This is a genomic window from Acinetobacter sp. YH12086 (genome assembly GCF_013419345.1).
Taxonomy (GTDB): Bacteria; Pseudomonadota; Gammaproteobacteria; order Pseudomonadales; family Moraxellaceae; genus Acinetobacter; species Acinetobacter amyesii.
The window spans coordinates 16,626-37,861 of the sequence record NZ_VPAF01000001.1 but is presented as its reverse complement, the minus strand read 5'-3'; the positions used below and the strand labels follow the sequence as shown (position 1 = coordinate 37,861).

The window sequence follows — 21,236 nt, the reverse complement described above, 5'->3', positions numbered from 1 at the left end:
AGATGGTGCGAACAAATGAAATGGCTAAATCACCATGAGTAGGGAAAATATATCGTTTACTTCGCAAAGTTATGTGCTGTTATTAAAATTCCATAGCCTGCATTTAAATAATCCCCTTCACGAATAATGTCTTGACCATTAGCATGTTGAACCACCAATTGCTGCTGAATCACATCATAATGAAAAGATTCAAAGCAATCCTGATGTTGTAATAACCATGCAATGGTATCTGCCATATTGGCATCGACGGTATAACGCTCGGCTTGAAAATCTTTACTCATATCTGCATAAAAACTGTGAATGTATTTCTATTTTAATGATTTCAATATTGACCGGCATTAAAAAAGTGAGCTTTCGCTCACTTTTTTTTCGGCTTAGACTCTGCATTACTTTGTCACACCGCACTTACGACATTCCTTGTGCGAACCGATTTCTTCCATTTGCTCGTATTCGTAAATATGCATGCAAAATAGTTTTCTGAATAATTGAAGCATGTTGTTAAAACTCCCGTTTATTTATTAATGTGCTTCTAAATATTTCGTCCTGAAATATTATGATCATGCCTAAACACGCCATAGCTAATTTATTATCATATTTTTCCAATGAGTCAAATATCTTTACTTTAAAATGACACAATTTCGGATAATCGGTTATTTTTAAGCCTTCCTTATATTCACCTGAGTTCTAAGGTTTTTTATTAATATCAGCATCACAGATATAGATTATTTTTCAGCAAATTTTGCACAAAAAAACTCCCCCTTAGGAGAGTTTTTTCAAATAGATGATCACATGAGTAACGTTATTCACAAGGCCAGATTTAAACGTTCTGACTGGCAAACTTCGCACGTGCAGCATGCAATTTTTTATAGCTATCAATCAGACGTAAATGACGATCTAAACCTTCAAGTTGCATATTGGTTTCAGTTAAACCGTAGAAGCGAAGACTGCCATCCATTGAACCAATCACTGCATCCATACGTTCGTCACCAAACATACGACGGAAATTATGTTCATAGTCATTGAGATCTAAGTCATCGTCCAATTCAACTTCTAAAACCACATTCATGCATTGATAGAACAAACCACGTTCAACTGTATTAGTGTTGTACTGAAGGAAGGTTTCGACCAACTCTTTTGCTTCTTCAAATTCTTGTAAGGCAATATAGATCAGTAGTTTGAGCTCAAGAACCGTTAATTGGCCCCATACGGTATTGTCATCAAACTCAATCCCGATGAGCGTCACAATATCCGTGTAGTCATCCACCTCAAGCTCTTCCAAGCGCTCAACCAGTGACACTAACTCGTCTTCATCTAGGCGATGAATATTTAAAATATCTTCACGGAAGTCCAAAGCTTTGTTGGTGTTATCCCAAACCAAGTCTTCAACCAAATACACTTCAGAATAACCCGGAACTAAAATACGACATGCCGTAGCACCAAGATGCTGGTAGACCGCCATATACGCTTCTTTGCCCATATCTTTTAGAATCGCAAACATCGCTGCGGCTTCTTCCGCATTGGCATTTTCACCTTCAGATGTGAAATCCCACTCTACAAAATCATAGTCTGATTGTGCGCTAAAGAATTTCCAAGACACCAAACCACTTGAGTCAATAAAGTGTTCTACAAAGTTATTTGGCTCAGTGACTGCATTTGAGCTAAACGTTGGTTTTGGTAGATCGTTTAGACCTTCAAAGCTTCGGCCTTGTAGAAGCTCGGTTAAGCTACGCTCTAAAGCTACTTCGAGTTTAGGGTGCGCACCAAAAGATGCAAAAACCCCACCAGTACGTGGGTTCATTAAGGTTACGCACATCACAGGGTACTGACCACCAAGTGAAGCATCTTTTACCAATACAGGAAAACCTTGTTCTTCTAAGCCTTGTATACCCGCAACAATACTTGGATATTTGGCTAAAACCTCTTCTGGTACATCTGGTAGAGCCAATTCACCTTCTAAAATCTCACGTTTGACCGCACGCTCAAAGATTTCCGATAAACATTGCACTTGAGCCTCAGCCAAGGTATTCCCTGCACTCATCCCGTTTGACAAGTATAAATTTTCAATCAAGTTTGATGGGAAATACACTGTTTCACCGTCGGACTGACGGACAAATGGAAGAGAGCAAATACCGCGTGCTATATTTCCTGAATTGGTGTCATATAGATGTGTGCCTAATAACTCATTTTCTGGGTTATAAATTTCACGTGTATAGTCATCTAAGATTTCAGTAGGTAACTCGCCTTCTGGGCCGGGTTGGAACCATTTTTCATCTGGGTAATGCACAAAGTCAGCATTGGCAATCTCTTCACCCCAGAACTGGTCGTTATAGAAGAAGTTGCAATTGAGACGTTCAATAAATTCACCCAAAGCCGAAGCTAATGCGCTTTCTTTGGTTGAGCCTTTACCATTGGTAAAACACATGGGCGATTGTGCATCACGAATATGTAGAGACCAAACATTCGGCACGATGTTACGCCATGACGCGATTTCAATCTTCATGCCTAAACCAGCCAAAATACCTGACATATTGGCAATGGTTTCTTCTAATGGCAGATCTTTACCCGGAATAAACGTGGTACTGTCTGACGCTAAATTTGGCATAAGTAAAGCTTGTGCATCTGCATCAATGCTTTCTACTTCTTCAATGACAAACTCAGGACCAGTTTGAATCACTTTTTTAACCGTGCAGCGGTCAATTGAACGCAAAATACCTTGACGGTCCTTTTCAGAAATATCCGCAGGTAGTTCAACTTGAATTTTGAAAATTTGCTTATAGCGGTTTTCAGGATCAACAATATTATTTTGTGATAAGCGAATATTATCTGTCGGAATGTCTCGCGCCGCACAATACACTTTTACAAAATACGCTGCACATAATGCTGATGACGCTAAAAAGTAGTCGAATGGTCCGGGAGCAGAACCATCACCTTTATAGCGAATAGGTTGGTCGGCAATTACCGTGAAGTCATCAAATTTGGCTTCTTGTCGAAGGTTATCGAGATAATTAACCTTAATTTCCATGTGGGCACCTAAATATTCTTATGTGTCAGTGCAACACATAAAAATGAAAACATAAGCCGAATAACTGTAGGACATTGACTTAAAAATGTGAGGCCAGTACCAATCTAAGCGCTGTTGGGCACGGTACTGACAAGAATGGGCATTATTATAAGGTTATTTTGACTGTTTGATAACTTTTGTCGTGATTTACATCACAATAGGATTCGACACTTTGTGCATTTTGGTCGAATCCAAGCTCAACTGCTGCAACTACAGCCAATTTGTTGTGTTAGTGTGCAGCCGTGAAGAAAAAGGCTTGTCTTTTAAAAAAATCTTCGCTAGTATGCTTTGCGTCTGAACTTGTTGATAAATAACACATTCAGAATATAGGGCCTATAGCTCAGTTGGTTAGAGCAGCGGACTCATAATCCGTTGGTCCACAGTTCAAGTCTGTGTGGGCCCACCAATTTTTTGTAATCATATGCTCAACTTTGCAATGATTTAATATATAAACCCATGAATTATAATGATTCATGGGTTTTTTATTTCTTTTTTGCAATATGCTGCACTGTAATATAGAAAGCTTTTCTTTATAGGATTTGTGATCTATATAATTTAACTTCACTTTACTTTTAAATGGCTAAAAATTAAGTATAAAAATCAAGATTTTATAACACAAAAATAAGTATCTAACCGATAAGTCGTAAATGCATCAACGATGTACGGGTCATCTTCCGCGACCTGACATTCATACTCCACACTCTGAAGCCATTTAGGTTGTGTATCAAAAGGGCTTTGTTCACAAAGATTTGAAATGCAAAGCACCCCTAATTGAGCCAAATTTAAGGCGTAACTTGGGTAAGTGGTCGACCTAATTCCGTAAATCTGTTAAGGACTGCTACACGTGCATGGATCTCATTCACTTGGCTATCAAAACTCCTTGCACTGAGTTTATCTCCTAATAATTTGATGCAATGCATCTTATTTTCAATCATACTTCGCCGATGATAGCCTGACCATTTTTTCTATAGTGTCATGCCTACACGTTTAATTGTTCGAAGTAATTCATTTCGCTCTAGCGTGCTACTCTTTGTATCTTTCCATGGTTTCGCATTTTTTCTAGGTGCAATCACCGCATGCGCTTGCCGATCTGCAATGACCTGACGGCATTGCTTGGTGTCATAAGCTCCATCGGTATAAACAGAGTCAATTTGCTCATCTTGTGGAAACTGATTAAGTAAATCACCAAGCACCTGTGAATCACTGAAATTATTGGTTGTGAGCTGAATAGCGCGTATTTGTAGGGTTTTAGCATCTATACCAATATGTAGTTTACGACATTGGCGACGATATTCAGGCCCATGTTTCTTGCGTTTCCATTCTCCCTCACCTAGAAACCTCATGCCTGTAGAGTCTACGAGTAGATGCAGCCCATCGCTACTTTTTTTGGTAGCTGATTTCAATATCAATATGCTTTTGTCTTCTACAAATGGTGGAATACGAATATCACTAATATTCGGGGCTGCCCAATCTAATCTACAAAGATGAATAAAACTTTCAACAAAGCCAGTGACCATACGTAAAGACAAACGGAATAGAGATTTAATCATCAGACAGCATTGGATAGCAGCATCAGAATAGGTTTGATTTCGACCATGCTTGCCCTTTGGTTGAGCGTACCATTGAGTTTTGGGATCAAACCAAATAGAGATATTTCCTCGATTGATTAATGCTCTGTTATAAGAAGGCCAATTGGTTGTGCGATAGATTTTAGATGTGGACTTATTCATTTGAGAATTATAATGTTGAATAAGCCTTTAACCGTAGATTTGAGCAACAAAGCCTATCTAAACCATTTATGCAAATTGTCATATCAAACAAAGAGGCTGTACGAGTTGACCAGTGTCTTACGCCATGGATCAATTAATCTTGCTTCGGGTTAAGTAAAATTAAGATAATGCTTGCATGACCTTGATGTAAATCTTAGCTGGTAGCCATATTTAGAGTTGACTCAATAAATATAAAAACTTACTTTTTGAGATATTAAATTTGTTTTATTCTTTGATAATATTTAAACAACTCTATAATTTAAAAAAATATGATCAATCGACAAATCGCTTTTATTTTCCTCTCAAGCCTGACATTAGCGGCTTGTGCTAAAACGCCATCAGAGCCAAATGCATCTTCTCAAAAGCAAGCCAATCAGAAAGTTACAGATCCAAATTTACAGAGTGAAATTCATGAGCTTGTCGAGCGCACAAAGAAAAATATGGTGAATGTACAAGGTGGTTCATTCATTATGGGAGATTTCGGCACCATCACCAAAGAACTAGAAAAAACAGCTCCAGATAGTGTGGCAGTAACGAATCCCAAAGGCAATGTCGAGACACCTCCCTATAATAGCTATGTAGGTTATTCATCTGATAAGGATAATAAACCACCGCATAAAGTGGTCTTAGACAGCTTTAAGATGACCAATAATAAAATTACTTTGCAAGATTATTTGATCTATCTCAAGGCCACCAATCAAGTACAACCAGATTATTTAGAAGACTATCCAAAGGAAATTTTTCATAAACTCCCAGCAGGTGCAAATTGGTACAATGCACAAAAGTATTGTCAGTGGTTAGGCAATCAAATGGGGCAAAAAATGGATTTACCGACAGAAGCACAATGGGAATATGCTGCCCGAAACCGTGGACAATACCTTCTCTATGCAACCAATGATGGCACCATGAAAAATGGGGTAAATATTGCAAGCTATGAACAACTCAAAACCAATTCTGTTAAATATAGGTATAATAATTATGGACATCTTCCTATATTAGGAAAAGTATCACCAAATGCTTTGGGAATCTACGACATGGTGACAAATAATACTGAATGGGTCAGAGATTGGTATAGCGAAAACTACTATGCAGAGTCACCTGTTAAGAATCCACAAGGCCCTAAAGATGGCACAGAAAAAGTCTTGCGCAGCTCCTTTCCACAAGGTGGTGATAATGCTGCTGGTGGTGATGGCATGAATATTTACCGTCAAAAAGCCCCTCCATCCGCTATGTTCAAAGAGCATGGCAATACTATTGATGGAAGCCAAGATACCGCATTTCGTTGTATAAATTAATTTAAACTTTATACGTTCCATTTTGGTTATTTGATTCTAGTGAAGTATCAATCATCTCAATATTGCTTACCAACAGTGTATCTCTATCAAAAGGACCCGCTCCAATTCAGCTTTATTTTTTCGTGTTTCGGCTTTCCATATCGGATCTTTATAAACCCAATAATGTTCATGCTAAAATTGAGTATAGTCAGGCGTTTCTGAAAGCTTGATAAAACATCTATAGCCCGTTTGCAACAACGGTACAAAACTCTGCGGCTCACAGACATAATGCTTTATTTTTTCGCATCAAATTGAAATCAATAAATAATAAGCTAATACAATGCTTACGTGACTTTGATGTAGGCGTTGGGTGGCAGTCCGATTAAGCAGTTACCTTAATTTATATTAAAAAAGCCCCTGAGGGGCTTTTTATTTATCCATCATTTTAAACATCGTAAATTCAAAATTATCTTTTGCGCTGACTTCCTCTGGGCGCTCTAAATCCATTTTGTTTTTTCGTACTACATCTTCATGCCAAACGGGCAATGGTTTGATATGCAATAAAATTCTTCGTGCAACAAAGTTACACACATCAAATGGATAAGCAAATAAAGCTGGAACCCAATTATAATGATAAATGATTCGAAATGATTTCCATGTATCTCTCCAACTTTCTTTTGCACCCACGACCTTTTGACAATAGGTTAGTTGGGTAAACGGATCGATGGTACCGTACATAGGATGCGGTTTGGGGTAAAGCTCCTCTGGTCCTTTCATCATAAAATGACAAATAAAAGTCCATAAACCTTGAGTACGAAATATTCCAATCATTGGAAAGCCAATCACAAAGGTATGTTTTAGGATGCCGTCTTCGATGATATGTGCCCGAAGCTCTCGTAATGGAATGCCAGACAACCCAAAACTACTGCCCATAATATAAACTACATCTGTCCATTTCTTTTCTATATATTCTTGATCATTAATATAGAAAAAAACTTTACCTGTTTTTCTATTAAAAAGAACAGGCTTACAAATAGGTTGTTTATGGTCGTATTTAAAATATGGACTCATAAATGCATAAAAGACAAGTATTATAAAAAATAAATAAACAATTATAATAAATACATACATACCAATCCCATCATCAAAAAATGGATTAGTTAAAAAATAAATCAGCAAACCAATTGAAAACAACCATATAGGTAAAATAAAAATAAACATGCTTATAGACTTACCTAGCCGAGCATAAGATTGATCAATCAATTCAATATAATCATCATTCATGCTAATAAATGACCAGTTATGATTTCTCTTAGAATCATTGTCAACTTTGAGTAGAATATCCCCTTCATCTAAATGAGAAAAAGGAATATTCTGCTCAAACACATCATAACCAAAGACGTGTTTTTTAATTTTACTTTTCATATTAATTGTATACCGACTTTAGGCCCAACATTTGTTGTTGAATAGTATCTAACCTAATTATACTTTGATCCGTTGATAATAAACATTTACGAATCCATTTTTGGATATCATTATCTTGGGCAAAATATGCAATTAAAGATAAAATAGACTTTTTCATTTCTTATCAGAATAATCCTCAGGATAAGGATCATCTTTAATAACTTTTCGATAATCGTAAATAGATTCTAAAATTAATTTCTCTGATGTATCTTCATGTCGTGCAGTAAATAGATATATTTCTTGAGGATTTTTAAAGCCATACAAGTCAAAAATTTGTTCTGAGTTTTCACTGAGATATATTAATGAAGCTGCGGAACTTTTAATAATATACATAAATAAAAAATAAAAAGTAAAAATCGCAGAAAAGAATATTAAAAAATTTACTAAATCAAAATTTTGAGGGAGTACAATTATAAAAGTGAAAGCAATAACACAAGTTAGTGTAAACCATACTAGTCCCCCCTTGTTTGTGGATTTTTTAAAATTTGTTATCGAGGCCCCCATTCCAACTTGCATGTGTAGGATGCCTGTTGAAGGGCTTAGAACAGAAAATAACTCATAAACATTTTCTTCAATTTTTTTCGCAACACAAACTACATATTCATTCTGTTGTAATAAAACACGATGAAATTGGCCAACGCATATCTTTCCATTAATTTTCATAACAAGAGTTTCGATATGCAAACGTGACTGAGAAGCCAAAAAAACACTTTGTGTTCCCAAAGTAACATTGCCTGCTAAGGTTCCAAGAATTGCAGATGAAGCTATTAATGAGTCTCCCTTTCCACCTAGAGCATTTAATACACCCTGATGAACTTCTAACTCTCTAATATAGCCTTCTAATTTAATCATATCTTCTCTATACATACTTATAAGCTCAAAACAGCCTTAGCAAACTCTTGGTACACTTCAGTTGCATCTTTCCAAGGCTTTTCTTTACTATCTAATTTAAGAAATGGTGTTTTTTGACACCAATCTTTTAAAGCATCGTCAGACCCATTTTTTAGTTCTATTTCAACAGCAACCAGACTTAATGTTATTACATTCAAACCAGCAATCACACGTACACTCATTAAAAAGCCATGACTGCATGTTGCGACAGTTTTGTTGTCACATTTTTAAGTACAGCTGAACCCAGATGTGGCGCAACAGCACTAACAAGAAGACCAATCTGTCCAACGGTAAGTGCTAAACTTCATAAAAATCTACCAGACTACTAAATTGGTCCGCATATAACAAAGCTTTCATCAAGCGACGAAATATTTCAATCTGGTTTGATCCTAAGACCCAATGGTATGCGTAACCACAAAGTTAGCACGGACGAAATCAAACTTATTCCGATACAGCGATTCAATGCTGTTTTAATAATCAAATCTCTATTCCACCTTACTTTAAGCATGGTCACAAGCTTTGCTAAAGCCTGATTAAACTCTGTGGCTGAGCAGCCCCGAATATCAGTGATATTCGTACTCTACCCTTTGTAGACGACTAAAGCATATGGATATTGCGATAAGCTATCAGAAAAGTCTTAGTGGGTTACACTTACTCGTCGACTCTACGGGTTTAAAATTTTTAGGTAAAGGCGAATGGAAGCGTAAAAAGCATCAGCCTGAATACCGTCGGCAATGGCGTAAACTGCATATTAGTATTGATGCTGAAACGCTTCAAAGACGTGCTGTTCAGCTTAAGAAAAATAATGTCAGTGATTCACAAGTACTTAGTGATTTTCTGGATCAAATACCACTATATGAGGGAATAGATTCTGTCTATACCGATGGGGCGTACGACACGAAGTGCTGCAGACAAGTGAATTTAGATTGTCAAGCACATGCAGTGATTCCACCTAAGAAAAATGCAAAACCATCGAAAGATAAAAAGCTAGCTCGCTAGAGCGAAATAAGTTACTTCAAACGGTTAAACATTTAGGCAGAACTCTATGGAAAACTGTCAGGCTATCACCGTCGCAGTTTGGTGGAAACCAAGATGCATTGCATCAAATAATTAGGAGATAAGCTGACGGCAAGACATTTTCAAAGTCAGGTTAATGAAATTTATGCGCGTGTGGCAGTTCTGAATAGGTTTACGGAATTAGGTAGACCTCACACCCAAGTTGTTACTAAATTTAAATGGATTGGGGATAACTCACCCTTTGAAGGTTTATGCATCAAAGCCTTTTACAACTAGGAATAGCCATTTCTGAAACCTGCTCAAGTATATGTAATATTGAAAATCTTAAAAATATCAAATAAAAATTTCTATTGAGATACAAGCTTAAGATTCAACAAAAAAACCACATTAATATCTTTTTACTATTAATTAAACATAATTATTATATAAAATATATGGTATTAATAAATCAACTATGGGGCCTATAAATTTCGGCCAATATTAAGACTCAACCTGTTCAGGCTTTCTTAAGTCCAAATAAAACTCAACAATTGACCAAATAACAATCAAAGCAAACATAGCAACAGCGAATAACACAGCAGTTAAATAAATCATGCTTGAGTTCTCCGTTAGAAATCGAGTTAAGACCAACAGGTTAAAAGTTTTAACCTACGACAAAAGTCTAATAAGAATTTCTGACGGTGCCTAGCCATATTTAGCAAATTTTTAAGAGTATTTTTATCTATGATGATAGCTTTGCTATATAAAATTTAACCGATTTATTGCTAAAAAGTATAATTTTTCAATCCGCCCTTCTTATTCCGATTTGAAATATCTGCACAATTCAGATCAAAGCTCACTTAAATCCTCTTGACTCATGATCCAAACAAGCAGAAATTACACCTTTTTAAAATCACCGTATCACCGACTATGTTGAAAAAGTTTATTGGCGAATCTGCATTTAAATTGGCAGGCTGGAAATACCACGTAGAACCTGATGTTTTAGAAAATAAACAAGTGATCGTCGGCTTTGAACACACCTCAATGATGGATGCTGTTCTTTCATTGGCCCTTTGCCAAATTTACGACATTAAAATTCACACGCTGATTAAAAAAGAACTCTTTAAAGGTCCATTTAAACCTGTTCTTGAAGCGATTGGCGGTATTCCTGTAGACCGTAAAGCCAATAAAGACATCGTGACTCAAATGGTTAAGCATTTTGAAGCTAGCGAAAAATTTAATTTAGTCATTGCTCCAGAAGCGACCCGTGCAGTACGTGGTGAAGCACGAAAACCAATTCGTACAGGCTTTTGGTATATTGCTAAAGCAGCAGGTGTGCCGATTGTATTAATGTATGCCAACTCAAAAACCAAACAAGGTGGTATTTTCGGTAAGATTTACCCGACTGAGCTCGATCACGATTTAGCCTTAATCAAACAGCTCTATAAAGATAAAGTAGGTTTAGATATCGTGATCCCAGAACCTAAAAATAAAGACTAAGCGCCATTCATGTTTTAACGAACTACGTATTTAAAGATATAAATGTCACGTGCTCCATGCATTGTATACATTTATATCTTCCTGTTATAACAGGATCAGACTCCCCCTTTTAGCCTGATTCTCATCATAAGAAAAATTACAGTACGGGTGTTTAGACATTTCGCATTATTTTCTCAAATTTGGATATTTTTTTTTCAACTACACATTTCCTGAAATCCAGTACTTTCACACAAAAAAGCCATTATGGTAGAATTTGCTCAATTTGATAGGCATAAGGCCAATCTACAAGGAGCATATTTCGCATGGCGGGTCATTCCAAGTGGGCTAATACTAAGCATCGTAAAGCAAAACAAGATGCAAGCCGCGCTAAAGTATTCACAAAATTTATCCGTGAAATCGTGACAGCTGCACGCTTAGGCGGCGGTGATGTAGCGTCTAACCCACGTTTACGTGCTGTTGTTGAAAAAGCATTAGTTGCAAACATGACACGTGACACCATCAACCGTGCGATCCAACGTGGTGTGGGTGGTGAAGAAAATACCGATCTAAAAGAAGTAACCTACGAAGGATATGGCGTTGGTGGTGTTGCGGTCATCATTGAAACAATGACGGATAACTTGAACCGTACTGTTCCTGACGTTCGTCATTGCTTCTCGAAAACTGATGGTAATTTAGGTACTGCAGGTTCAGTGGCTTATATGTTTACCAAACGTGGTGAGATTACTTTTGAAGATGTTTCTTTAGAAGATCAAATCATGGACATCGCTTTAGAAGCTGGTGCTGAAGATATTGAAGTAGATGAAGATGAAATTCTAGTTATCACCACACCTGAAACTTTCGGTGAGGTTCAGGATGCACTTGCAGCAGCAGGTTTAAAATCTGATAACGCCGAAGTGGTCATGAACCCTTCAACTAAAGCGTTAATTTCAGATATCGAACAAGCGAAAAAAATCATCAAAATGATTGATATGTTTGAAGATCTAGACGACGTTCAAAACGTGTATACCAACGTTGAATTTACAGATGAAGTGATGGCTGAATTAGAAGCTCTTTAATTCAATCGAGTGAAGTATAAAACGCACCCTTCGGTGCGTTTTTTATTGCCTAGCTTTCAACTGTTTGAGTTTATATATGAGGGCTGCATTTAAACCTTATTTAATAAGCCATTACAGTTAAAAACATTATATTGTTTAATTACAAAGCTCGAATGTAATGCGACCACATGTTCAATTTTACCAATGCGTTTGAGTAAAATTTCACTATAGTTTTCCATATCTCGTGCAACGACTTCCACAATAAAATCGGCAGACTGCCCTGTCACTAAAAATGCATTGATGACTTCCGGAATACTTTCTAATTCTTCTAAAAATTTAGCAAAGGTGTCTGTATCATGTTTGCTTAAGGACACCTGCAGCAGCACATGCAAACTAAATCCCAATTTTTGATAATTAATTTCACGTTTTAGACCACTGATAATATTGTGATCAATCAATTGTTTGATCCGACGATGAACTGAACTGACCGATAAATTCACCCGCTCTGACAGTTCATTTAAATTGACATCTTCATGGGTCAAAATTTCTAAAATTTGTTTATCAAAACGGTCTAGTTCCATCAGTCTACTCCAGCCATTTTTGAAAACAGTGCTGATGATCCCGATTCATCAAACACCTGTTGTCATTTTCAATGTTATTTTAAGTTTTAAAATCAGCATTTATGTGCAAGTTTTCTCATGTATAGCATGATTTATTAAAAATAATAAAGCTCATATGCATTATGAACATAATAATTTGCATAAATATCGTGTTTAAATGAATGTTTTTTCATCAAAGTTTAGTTTTTATATTCTAAATAACGTCTTTAGACAACCTGCCAATAAAGCTTCTCGATGCATTCCATTGATCTGAATAAATCAATTTCAGATAAAAGGAAAATAAATTTTATTTTATATTTTTCAACTTTTTATTTTTACTATATTTTTCAATGTGCGCTCTATTTCACATTTTGCTTTTTTTCACTTATTTACTAGATTTGGTAATTACATTAAAAAATAGCGGCGGTTCATAAATATACAAAAAAACAAAAACGGAAGAATAAACATGGCAATTAAATCACTGAGTTCACTCAGCTCAAAATTAAGTTCTGTACTAAGTCCTTCCCTACAGCTCAGTACAATTAGCAGCACGGTCAGTAACCTACTTAGCCCACTTAAACCTACAACCAATATCACGGATACACTGACAGGATTATTGGGTAATTTAGGTGGCACAAAGTCTTTTGATTTTAGCGCACTGACTAAATCGCTTCCGCAAGTGATTAGCACGATTCAAAGTCTTACATCCAATAACGGTTCAAATTCGGATGCACTCAAGACATTGATGACAACTCTGCAACCACTCCTACAAAACTTAGATAGCAACGCTGGCTCAACAGAGATGAATCAGTTGGTTCAATCTTTACCTACCATTGTGAACAGCTTGCAAAGTTTACTGAGTAGCACCAATAATCAAGCCAATCTTCCTGACAATATCAGCAGCGCTGTAAATGCCATCGAACCACTGCTTGCTATGCTTGGAAGCGCAACAGGGTCAACGGATGCAACGCAAATTATCAATACACTCAGTCAAGTTTTAGAATATGCGCAACCTATTATTCAGATGATTGGGAGCTCGTCTTCTGGAAACATCGACTTTGGGCAAATTGCACAAGGTGCAACGACTGCCCTCCTACCTTTATTAGCTTCAATCAATAAAGACAACTCAACTATTGATATGGAACAGTTGAGTCATGCTTTACCGACAGTGATTGGAAGTGTGACCAATCTAGTGACCGCCATTTCATCAGCCAACCAAGGGAATGTCCCTGAGACCATTTCAGGGGTGATCAAAGGACTTAATCCGCTGCTAGATTTACTGGCAAAAAGCGATGTCATCGATACGGATCAGGCTCAAACCATCAAAGCGATTTATGATGTTTTAAATAGCGTGAGCACCATTTTGGATGTGGTCAACAATCCATCCTTACTGACGCTTTCAACTGATTTAAATCAAGTGATTGATTCATTGAAACCAGTCATTGCTCTGATGGACAGCAATGGTGAAGCGACGCAGTTCCTCGATCAACTGACCATCCCAAATCTTGGCGATTTACTCGGCAATCTTGCTGCAGAAAAAATTGATCTGGGTTCTATCTCGGATCAGTTCAACCAATTGACTGAAAACCTCACAGGCCAATTACCGAATATTAATGACCTATTGGAAAATTTAGGTTCTGCTCAAGGTGATTTTGATATCTCCACCATCATCCCAAGTATTAAAGATGCGATAGGAAATATCTTCTACCCAGTTATGCCGCTGAATACTTTACAAGCCGATAGTATCAGTCCAGTGCTGAATATTTTGGATATTCAACAACAAAGCTATATTTAAGGATTGAATGTCTGACGAAAAAGCGCGCTTTTAGGCGCGCTTTTTTAAAGCAATATGACGTAAATTTTTCATATAAAGGGTTTATACACCACGCCAATCTACCCGTGCATTTCGTTCTGTTTGGTATATGCGTTGTACATATTGACCTAAAGGCAAATCGCTCAAATAGGCTTTGTAAGCTTTAAACTCTTCTGACAAGGTTTCGCCATGCTCTTTTTCCCACGGCGTTCCAACAATCTCTAATATCGGCGCCAACATTGAACACACTGCAATATCAGCCAAACCTAATCGGTCGCCTACAAAATAACGCCCACCTTGTTCGATCAGACGTTGATTTAAATCAACCACAATTTCGTCCAATCGCTCACGTGAAGCCGCAACCTTATCCGTATCTAATTGATAACCTTTAGAAACCAGTGCCTTTATAATGGGCTTGGAATATTTTTCAAACTGACGTAAATAGCCCTTTTCACCAATTAAAATATCAAGTGATTCTTCACTTTCATTTAATGCATGTGCCAACCCCCAACGGCGCACATGTTGGCCTAACTCAATGGAGAGTTCATTAATTTCTAAAGCGTCTTCACGCAGTTTGACATCTGGACGGATCAGACTATGTTCGGGGTAGGTCGCATCCAAGTAAAAGGCGATTTGAGTTGAATCTGCAACCCAATGATCTTGATCACGTAAAATCGGTAATTTGTTTTGCCCTGTTTTAAGCTGTGCAAATGCACGATGTACACCCGGCATTAAATTATGAGCCACATAATCCAACTCTTTATGATCGAGTAACCAGCGCGCCTTTTCACAAAAATGTGAGAGTGGAAACTGGTAGAGAGTTCGCATAAATGCTCCAAGTTTTTGTTGTAACTGTGGTTTATAAAACCCAGTAATTTTATAGGGATACTTTAGTCACTGTGTTATTGAAACACAATGTCATTTTTGCAACTATTCTGCATCCGTAGTGCAACTTAAGCTTTATTCAGACGTGAATTCATCTCGATCTCAGCGCGATTCAATAAGTTATACATTCTCCCTCCCATATCACCTGACTTTATTATGGCTTTCATGTAAAATCATCCACAATTTTTTTTATAATACTTTGTGAGTTATTTCATGGGTTTTAACTGTGGTATTGTCGGCCTGCCGAACGTTGGTAAATCAACGCTTTTCAACGCATTAACCAAAGCTGCGATTGCTGCTGAAAACTTCCCATTCTGTACAATTGAGCCAAATACTGGGATCGTACCTGTACCTGACCCACGTATGGATAAACTTGCTGAAATTGTAAACCCACAACGTGTTGTCCCAACCACGATGGAATTTGTGGATATCGCAGGTCTCGTTGCTGGTGCATCTAAAGGTGAAGGCCTTGGTAACCAATTCTTAGCCAACATTCGTGAAACGGATGCTATTGCACATGTTGTACGTTGTTTTGAAGACGAGAATGTCATTCACGTAAATGGCAAAATTGATCCACTTGACGATATCGCAACAATCAACACTGAACTTGCACTTGCTGACTTAGAAGCTGTTTCTAAAGCAATTACACGTCTAGCAAAATCTGCAAAAGGTGGCGATAAAGAAGCGATTGCGACCAAAGCTGTTTTAGACAAAATCTTACCTTTACTGGATGAAGGTAAACCTGCGCGTGCAGCTGACCTTGATGAAGATGAACGTAAATTGGTGCGTGGTTATGGCTTCTTAACCCTTAAACCAACCATGTATATTGCCAACGTTGCAGAAGATGGTTTCGAAAATAACCCTCACTTAGAAGCAGTACAAAAATTAGCTGCTGAAGAAAATGCGATTGTGGTTCCACTTTGCAACCAAATCGAAGCAGAAATTTCATTACTAGAAGACGAAGACCGTGCGGAATTCCTTGAAGCTTTAGGCATGGAAGAACCTGGTCTTAACGTAGTTATTCGTGCAGGTTATGGCTTACTCGGCCTTCAAACATACTTTACAGCTGGTGTACAAGAAGTTCGTGCTTGGACAGTAAAAATTGGTGCAACTGCACCTCAAGCTGCAGGTGTGATTCACACTGACTTCGAAAAAGGCTTTATTCGTGCTGAATGTGTTGCCTACAACGACTTCGTTCAATACAACGGTGAAGCTGGCGCTAAAGAAGCAGGTAAATGGCGTTTAGAAGGTAAAACATACATCGTTCAAGATGGTGATGTTTTACACTTCCGTTTTAACGTATAAGATAGTACTCATAAGAAGCCAGCAATTTGCTGGCTTTTTTAATTTCAGGCAAAAGCTCAAGCCAAAAAATAAGCATATTTAAAAACTTAAAACCTGCTTAAAAACAAAATTATATCGACACGAATACATGATTTGGTTGCCGAGTCACCACAGTGCAACGACTTAAATCTCTACCGTTCTGCTATAAATTTATTCATAGGCACTAATGCCTATTTTCATAGAACAATAGCAATGAAAAAAATCAGCACAATTCTAACAGCAGGTATCTTTACAATGCTTAGTGCAACTGCGTTTGCATGTCCACAAGGCACCACACTTACAGATGGTACAGGTGCAAACCATAAAGGTGGTACTTGTGTTTCAATTGCAAAAGATGCAAAACATCAGGAACATACTGCTACACATGCAGCACAAGTTGCAAAGCATGATGCAAAAGTCGCTCGACACGATGCAAAACAAGCCAGCCAATTGGCTCAGAGCAAAGTGAAACATAATCAAAAATTAGCAAAACATGATGCAGCTCAAGCACAGCATCTTGCAACACAAGCAAAATCAGAAGCTAAAACTTCAGCCCATGCTGCCAAAGCTGCAAATACTGACGCAAAAGCAAAAATCGCTGCACAAAAGGTCGCAGCGGAACAACATAAAGCTGCTGTGAAATCATAAACAGTTGAGAATTAACACATCGCAAAAAAAGCCGGAATTATCCGGCTTTTTTATTCAAATCATTTATGGGTGAGCAGTTTGTAATGATTTTGCATCCATCTCTGCGCGCTGTCTTCTTGCTTCTGTCAGCATGCGTTGTTCAAGCTCTTTACGAAAGCCGAGTAGAAACACAAACTCAGCTAGAACAAATAAAGGTCCTATTGCCAAGCCAATAACATCATCCATAAACGCAGGCTTTTTCTTTTCATAATAATGGCCGATAAACTGGATGATCCAACCCACTACAAAGATCCCCACACTCCAAATCAGCCATGACATAAGGCTCATTTTTGCGATCATTAAGGCTAAGGGATACGTGACGGCAAATACCAAAAGCATAATCAAACCGAAAATTTTATCTAAACTCAGGTAATAAATGACACTGGCAATAATCAACAACAATGCAAGGGTCAGTTCAAAACCTGAAATCATTAGCCCTGCTCGTGCTGTTAGACACATAATCGAAAATACAATAAGCGGAATACCCACAAAATGCGTCAGCACATTTTTTCGATCTAAATGATATGCTGCATATTGGCTTAGCAGCCTTTCAAGTTTGCTCATCAACTTACTCCTTGTTCATTCACTCATTTCACTATATAAAAAATGCATCAATAAAGTTGTCAGCTAATAGACAAGTTGGACCATAAAATAAGGATATGCTGTGCTGGACGCTCAATATGTGCATCAACTCAATAAAAATGTGTGGTATTCAGGCTTAAATGTTTCCTTCCAAGACTTTATCTGCCGCCATGCCCTGACCTTAACTTTTGAAAAAGACGCACGTGTTTTTTTATCAGGACAGCGTTTTAATGGTATGTATGCAGTCTTAGAAGGCGCAGTTCGATTAGGCTATATCGATATTCATGGCAAAGAAGCGATTGCCGCCATTGCTGAGCCGATTATGTGGTTTGGCGAAATATCCTTGGTTGACCAATTACCACGTTCTCACGATGCCATCTGTACCAAAAAATCCACCTTATTACACTTACCGGCTCAAGCAATCCAGCAATTATTACAACAACACCCCGAGTTTTGGTTTCATATTGCTCAGCTCACCAGTCAAAAGCTTCGCTATGCCTTTATGGAACTCATAGCCTTACAAACACAGAGTTTAAGTCAACGTCTCGCACAGCGTCTGCTGTTTATTTTAAATGGATATGGAAATCATTTGGAAATTGAGCAACACACCATACATATCTCGCAGGAACAACTCGCGCAACAGATGAATTGCTCACGACAATCAGTCAATCAGGAGCTTCAGCAGTTGGAAAAAATACAGGTGCTTCGTGTTGCATTTAAACAAATTGAAATTTTAGATCTAGCGCAGTTACATCAGATTGCTCATGCACTTCCTGTGCATGATGTCTGACATTTGTGATTTAAATAAGTGCATTTAATTGCACCAGAATGATTCTTTATAGTTATTTTGCTTTTATTTGTGGCACTTCGCTTTATCGAGTTTTGATCACGACAATAATTGGCAAACATTTACACTGTCAAAACCATTTGTACATGCTGCAACTTCTTGAGTTGATGCTTCTGATTTGTCTTCAGTCGCTGCTTGTACATTGACCGCTGTAGTCAAAACAGCCAAAACCGATAACTTCATTAATGTTTTTTTCATCTTAATCACCTATTCAACGTCTTTAATTTAATTTACACATTTCATCTTTTACGCAGTAATTTTTACACACTTTATCAAATAATGATAATTTTAATTTTTTATCACATTATCTATACTTTGTATTATTAATATTTTATAGATATTAATTAAAGAGAAAGACAGACGACTAGCGTTCTAAAATGGGGGAATTTTTAACAATGAATATTTCTCAAAAGATATTTTTACTATTCATTATCTATGCTTTATCTATTTAAATTCAAAAAATAACATGCAAATTTGAAACTAAGCTCAACACAAAGACAGCAGTCTGATTTATTTTTTATATGAAATAGCAATGTTTTTAGGAGAATTTTCCAATCCTCTATTATAGATTTATTCTTGTTTTTTGATATTTTCCAAAAAAAAGCAGTGAAAATTCACTGCTTTGATCGGGTTAAATGCCTACTTTTTTCGGATCGGTATTTCCGAGTTCAGGGTTTTCAATCGCACCTTTGCATTGATTTTTATCACGCTCATAATCTGCTTGCTTTTGTGCAACAGTCGAACTCTGATCAATACTTTCACGTGCCCAAATTTCCAAACTTGTCAAAGCCTTACGACACAGTGCATATTTACCTTCAGTCACAGAATCGGTCATTTTGACATTGATACGCCATTCCGTACTCAATTTACGTGCTGGAACACGAACTTTCTCTTCCATCTGATCGACTTGTTTTGCATAAACAATCGGATCGACTTCATTGATAAACGCCCAAGCTTTGGCAGCATACTCCGTTGCATCATTGGTTAATTTAGGTGCTGCTTTAATTTCGACTTGAGCTTGTTCAGCTCCATCATTACCACAGGCCTGCAACAACACCGTGCTGCTCAATAATGAAACAATCAGTATCCCACGCATCTTTAACCTCTGCATATCCGGCTCATTTCAGCAAACATATTCGGCAATATGCTAGTGAATTCGAGTACAATACTCAATCATCATTTGACCTGTTGTTCAACTCTTTCAAAGGTGTGTCGTGTCTGAGCACAAACTTCCTACAGTTCAGCCTGCGGGTTTTTGGCAAGGTGCTAAAGATAGTCAAGCCATTATCTTTACCTATCTTCCTGTTTCTTTTGCATTTGGGGTGTCCGCGACTCAATTCGGTTTCACTGCGTGGGAAGCCTTATTTTTATCATGCTCCATGTATGCAGGTGCCAGTCAGTTTCTCGTCGTTGCGTTACTGGGAAGTGGAACATCTATTTGGATGACTGCACTCACTGTGATTGCTCTCGATATACGCCATTTGCTCTACGGTCCTGCTTTACAAAACCTGATTCAAGACCGACTCAATTTAAAGAAAACGGCAGTTTGGGCTTGGGGTTTAACCGACGAAGTTTTCGCATCAGGCATGATCAAACTGTCGCAACGTCGTCAAGAATGGTCAGAATCTTGGATGTTAGGACTCAGCTTATTTAGTTGGCTGTCTTGGGCAACAGGCTCATTTTTAGGCGGTTTATTTGCCGATCAAGTCAGCAACCTTCCACAATTTTTACAAGCTGCACTCGACTTCCTACTTCCTGCATTGTTTTTAAGCTTTTTACTCGCAGCATTTGAGAAAAAACATACATTTGTGGTCACGGTTACAATTATTGTTTCTGCGATTGCCTGCTACTTTATCGACTTGTCTGCTGCGATTTTTATCGGTATTTCTTCTGGTATTTTTGCCGGTTTATTCAAACATTATGTCTTAAAGAAACCTGATCCTGAACATATGGGTGAAGCATCATGAATCTAGAAATTATCTTGGTTGGGATCTTGGTCGGGATTGCGAATTTTGCATCACGGTTTGGGCCATTTTTTGTAATTCAGAAATTTCAGCAAGGTTCACAGCAGCGTGGTTCTTTATGGCTCAAAATCGCTTTGGGCTCGATTGGCATTGCCGCAATTAGTTCAATGTTGGTGGTTGCAACCTTACCACCTTTGCTTGAGACACCAAATAAAAGCTTTGCCATGTTGGTTGGTTTTGCTGTGCTTGCTGGCTTGTATTTCAAGTTTAAAAAAATTGTACCAGCTACGCTCACTGCGGCACTGACTTATGGCTTAGTCTATACCTATATACCTTTTCATCTCTAAAGCCGAGTCAGCGACAATCCAAATAAAAACCTCAAGCACAAGCTTCTTCAGCCTGTGCCTTTTAATTAGCAATATTTATGAGATAGTCAACGCATAACATAAAAAATGTAGCGAAACCCCATAGATGGCAAAGTACCATTGTATTCGAGGCAAAATTTATATTCATTCTAGACAACCATCTAAATTGAGTTGGGGACTGC

Annotated in this window: 20 protein-coding genes, 1 tRNA gene and 1 pseudogene; 11 read left to right on the top strand and 11 right to left on the bottom strand. The window is 37.6% G+C overall.

The window, feature by feature from the left end:
* Nucleotides 1-56 precede the first annotated feature (56 nt).
* Complete coding sequence (locus FTU29_RS00200; RefSeq protein ID WP_111885746.1) at nt 57-281, bottom strand: hypothetical protein; 225 nt, start codon at nt 279-281, stop codon at nt 57-59.
* 536 nt (nt 282-817) lie between these two features.
* Nucleotides 818-3,022 carry an OsmC domain/YcaO domain-containing protein gene (locus FTU29_RS00195; RefSeq protein ID WP_180119724.1) on the bottom strand — a complete coding sequence of 735 codons (2,205 nt, stop codon included), beginning with the start codon at nt 3,020-3,022 and terminating at the stop codon, nt 818-820.
* Between the two features lie 368 nt (nt 3,023-3,390).
* Between FTU29_RS00195 and FTU29_RS00190 the strand changes: the two genes are divergently transcribed.
* A tRNA-Ile gene (locus FTU29_RS00190) sits at nt 3,391-3,467 on the top strand.
* A gap of 559 nt (nt 3,468-4,026) precedes the next feature.
* Here the strand turns inward: FTU29_RS00190 and FTU29_RS00185 are convergent.
* On the bottom strand, nt 4,027-4,791 hold the full coding sequence (locus FTU29_RS00185; protein WP_373423550.1) for an IS5 family transposase: 765 nt from the start codon (nt 4,789-4,791) through the stop codon (nt 4,027-4,029).
* A 308-nt stretch (nt 4,792-5,099) separates the two neighbouring features.
* Between FTU29_RS00185 and FTU29_RS00180 the strand changes: the two genes are divergently transcribed.
* Nucleotides 5,100-6,125, top strand: coding sequence for an SUMF1/EgtB/PvdO family nonheme iron enzyme (locus FTU29_RS00180; protein WP_111885726.1), 1,026 nt, complete (start codon nt 5,100-5,102; stop codon nt 6,123-6,125).
* 408 nt (nt 6,126-6,533) lie between these two features.
* Here FTU29_RS00180 and FTU29_RS00175 read toward each other — a convergent pair whose 3' ends face one another.
* The 3 genes from FTU29_RS00175 to FTU29_RS00165 all read right to left on the bottom strand — a co-directional run bounded on the left by FTU29_RS00175 (nt 6,534) and on the right by FTU29_RS00165 (nt 8,641).
* A complete protein-coding gene (locus FTU29_RS00175; RefSeq protein ID WP_180119722.1) occupies nt 6,534-7,529 on the bottom strand; it encodes a hypothetical protein in 996 nt (331 codons plus the stop codon).
* Nucleotides 7,530-7,682: 153 nt separating this feature from the next.
* Complete coding sequence (locus FTU29_RS00170; RefSeq protein WP_228144798.1) at nt 7,683-8,420, bottom strand: putative type VI secretion system effector; 738 nt, start codon at nt 8,418-8,420, stop codon at nt 7,683-7,685.
* 17 nt (nt 8,421-8,437) lie between these two features.
* On the bottom strand, nt 8,438-8,641 hold the full coding sequence (locus FTU29_RS00165) for a hypothetical protein (RefSeq protein WP_180119720.1): 204 nt from the start codon (nt 8,639-8,641) through the stop codon (nt 8,438-8,440).
* A gap of 128 nt (nt 8,642-8,769) precedes the next feature.
* Here FTU29_RS00165 and FTU29_RS00160 point away from each other — a divergent pair.
* From FTU29_RS00160 to FTU29_RS00150, 3 genes and pseudogenes are all read left to right on the top strand, one after another.
* Nucleotides 8,770-9,686: pseudogene (locus FTU29_RS00160) on the top strand (IS5 family transposase); the annotation flags it as partial.
* A gap of 699 nt (nt 9,687-10,385) precedes the next feature.
* Nucleotides 10,386-10,955, top strand: a complete 570-nt coding sequence (locus FTU29_RS00155; protein WP_180119718.1) for a 1-acyl-sn-glycerol-3-phosphate acyltransferase — start codon at nt 10,386-10,388, stop codon at nt 10,953-10,955.
* 302 nt (nt 10,956-11,257) lie between these two features.
* Complete coding sequence (locus FTU29_RS00150) at nt 11,258-12,010, top strand: YebC/PmpR family DNA-binding transcriptional regulator (RefSeq protein ID WP_078194353.1); 753 nt, start codon at nt 11,258-11,260, stop codon at nt 12,008-12,010.
* A gap of 89 nt (nt 12,011-12,099) precedes the next feature.
* Here FTU29_RS00150 and FTU29_RS00145 read toward each other — a convergent pair whose 3' ends face one another.
* Nucleotides 12,100-12,570: an Lrp/AsnC family transcriptional regulator gene (locus FTU29_RS00145; protein ID WP_067763303.1), complete on the bottom strand. Its 471-nt coding sequence runs from the start codon at nt 12,568-12,570 to the stop codon at nt 12,100-12,102.
* Nucleotides 12,571-13,054: 484 nt separating this feature from the next.
* On the opposite strand from FTU29_RS00145, the gene FTU29_RS00140 reads away from it, so the two are divergent.
* Nucleotides 13,055-14,383: a hypothetical protein gene (locus FTU29_RS00140; RefSeq protein WP_180119716.1), complete on the top strand. Its 1,329-nt coding sequence runs from the start codon at nt 13,055-13,057 to the stop codon at nt 14,381-14,383.
* An 81-nt stretch (nt 14,384-14,464) separates the two neighbouring features.
* On the opposite strand, the gene FTU29_RS00135 is transcribed toward FTU29_RS00140, so the two are convergent.
* Nucleotides 14,465-15,229, bottom strand: a complete 765-nt coding sequence (locus tag FTU29_RS00135) for a glutathione S-transferase family protein (protein WP_078194356.1) — start codon at nt 15,227-15,229, stop codon at nt 14,465-14,467.
* Nucleotides 15,230-15,499: 270 nt separating this feature from the next.
* On the opposite strand from FTU29_RS00135, the gene ychF reads away from it, so the two are divergent.
* Nucleotides 15,500-16,591 (top strand): redox-regulated ATPase YchF, encoded by a 1,092-nt coding sequence (gene ychF, locus FTU29_RS00130; RefSeq protein ID WP_078189045.1) that lies wholly within the window; start codon nt 15,500-15,502, stop codon nt 16,589-16,591.
* Nucleotides 16,592-16,822: 231 nt separating this feature from the next.
* Nucleotides 16,823-17,257 (top strand): hypothetical protein, encoded by a 435-nt coding sequence (locus FTU29_RS00125; RefSeq protein WP_180119677.1) that lies wholly within the window; start codon nt 16,823-16,825, stop codon nt 17,255-17,257.
* Between the two features lie 63 nt (nt 17,258-17,320).
* On the opposite strand, the gene FTU29_RS00120 is transcribed toward FTU29_RS00125, so the two are convergent.
* Nucleotides 17,321-17,860: a DUF962 domain-containing protein gene (locus FTU29_RS00120; RefSeq protein WP_180119714.1), complete on the bottom strand. Its 540-nt coding sequence runs from the start codon at nt 17,858-17,860 to the stop codon at nt 17,321-17,323.
* A gap of 100 nt (nt 17,861-17,960) precedes the next feature.
* Between FTU29_RS00120 and FTU29_RS00115 the strand changes: the two genes are divergently transcribed.
* Nucleotides 17,961-18,668 (top strand): Crp/Fnr family transcriptional regulator, encoded by a 708-nt coding sequence (locus FTU29_RS00115; protein ID WP_180119712.1) that lies wholly within the window; start codon nt 17,961-17,963, stop codon nt 18,666-18,668.
* 96 nt (nt 18,669-18,764) lie between these two features.
* Here the strand turns inward: FTU29_RS00115 and FTU29_RS00110 are convergent, their stop codons facing one another.
* Both FTU29_RS00110 and FTU29_RS00105 read right to left on the bottom strand, forming a co-directional pair.
* Entirely contained in the window at nt 18,765-18,923 is a 159-nt protein-coding gene (locus FTU29_RS00110) for a hypothetical protein (RefSeq protein WP_227591814.1), read from the bottom strand.
* Nucleotides 18,924-19,356: 433 nt separating this feature from the next.
* Nucleotides 19,357-19,836 (bottom strand): hypothetical protein, encoded by a 480-nt coding sequence (locus FTU29_RS00105; RefSeq protein WP_180119710.1) that lies wholly within the window; start codon nt 19,834-19,836, stop codon nt 19,357-19,359.
* A 103-nt stretch (nt 19,837-19,939) separates the two neighbouring features.
* On the opposite strand from FTU29_RS00105, the gene FTU29_RS00100 reads away from it, so the two are divergent.
* Nucleotides 19,940-20,692 carry an AzlC family ABC transporter permease gene (locus tag FTU29_RS00100; RefSeq protein ID WP_078194362.1) on the top strand — a complete coding sequence of 251 codons (753 nt, stop codon included), beginning with the start codon at nt 19,940-19,942 and terminating at the stop codon, nt 20,690-20,692.
* Nucleotides 20,689-21,036 (top strand): L-valine transporter subunit YgaH, encoded by a 348-nt coding sequence (gene ygaH / locus FTU29_RS00095; protein ID WP_078189050.1) that lies wholly within the window; start codon nt 20,689-20,691, stop codon nt 21,034-21,036. Before FTU29_RS00100 ends, ygaH begins: the two co-directional genes overlap by 4 nt.
* Nucleotides 21,037-21,236: the final 200 nt, after the last annotated feature.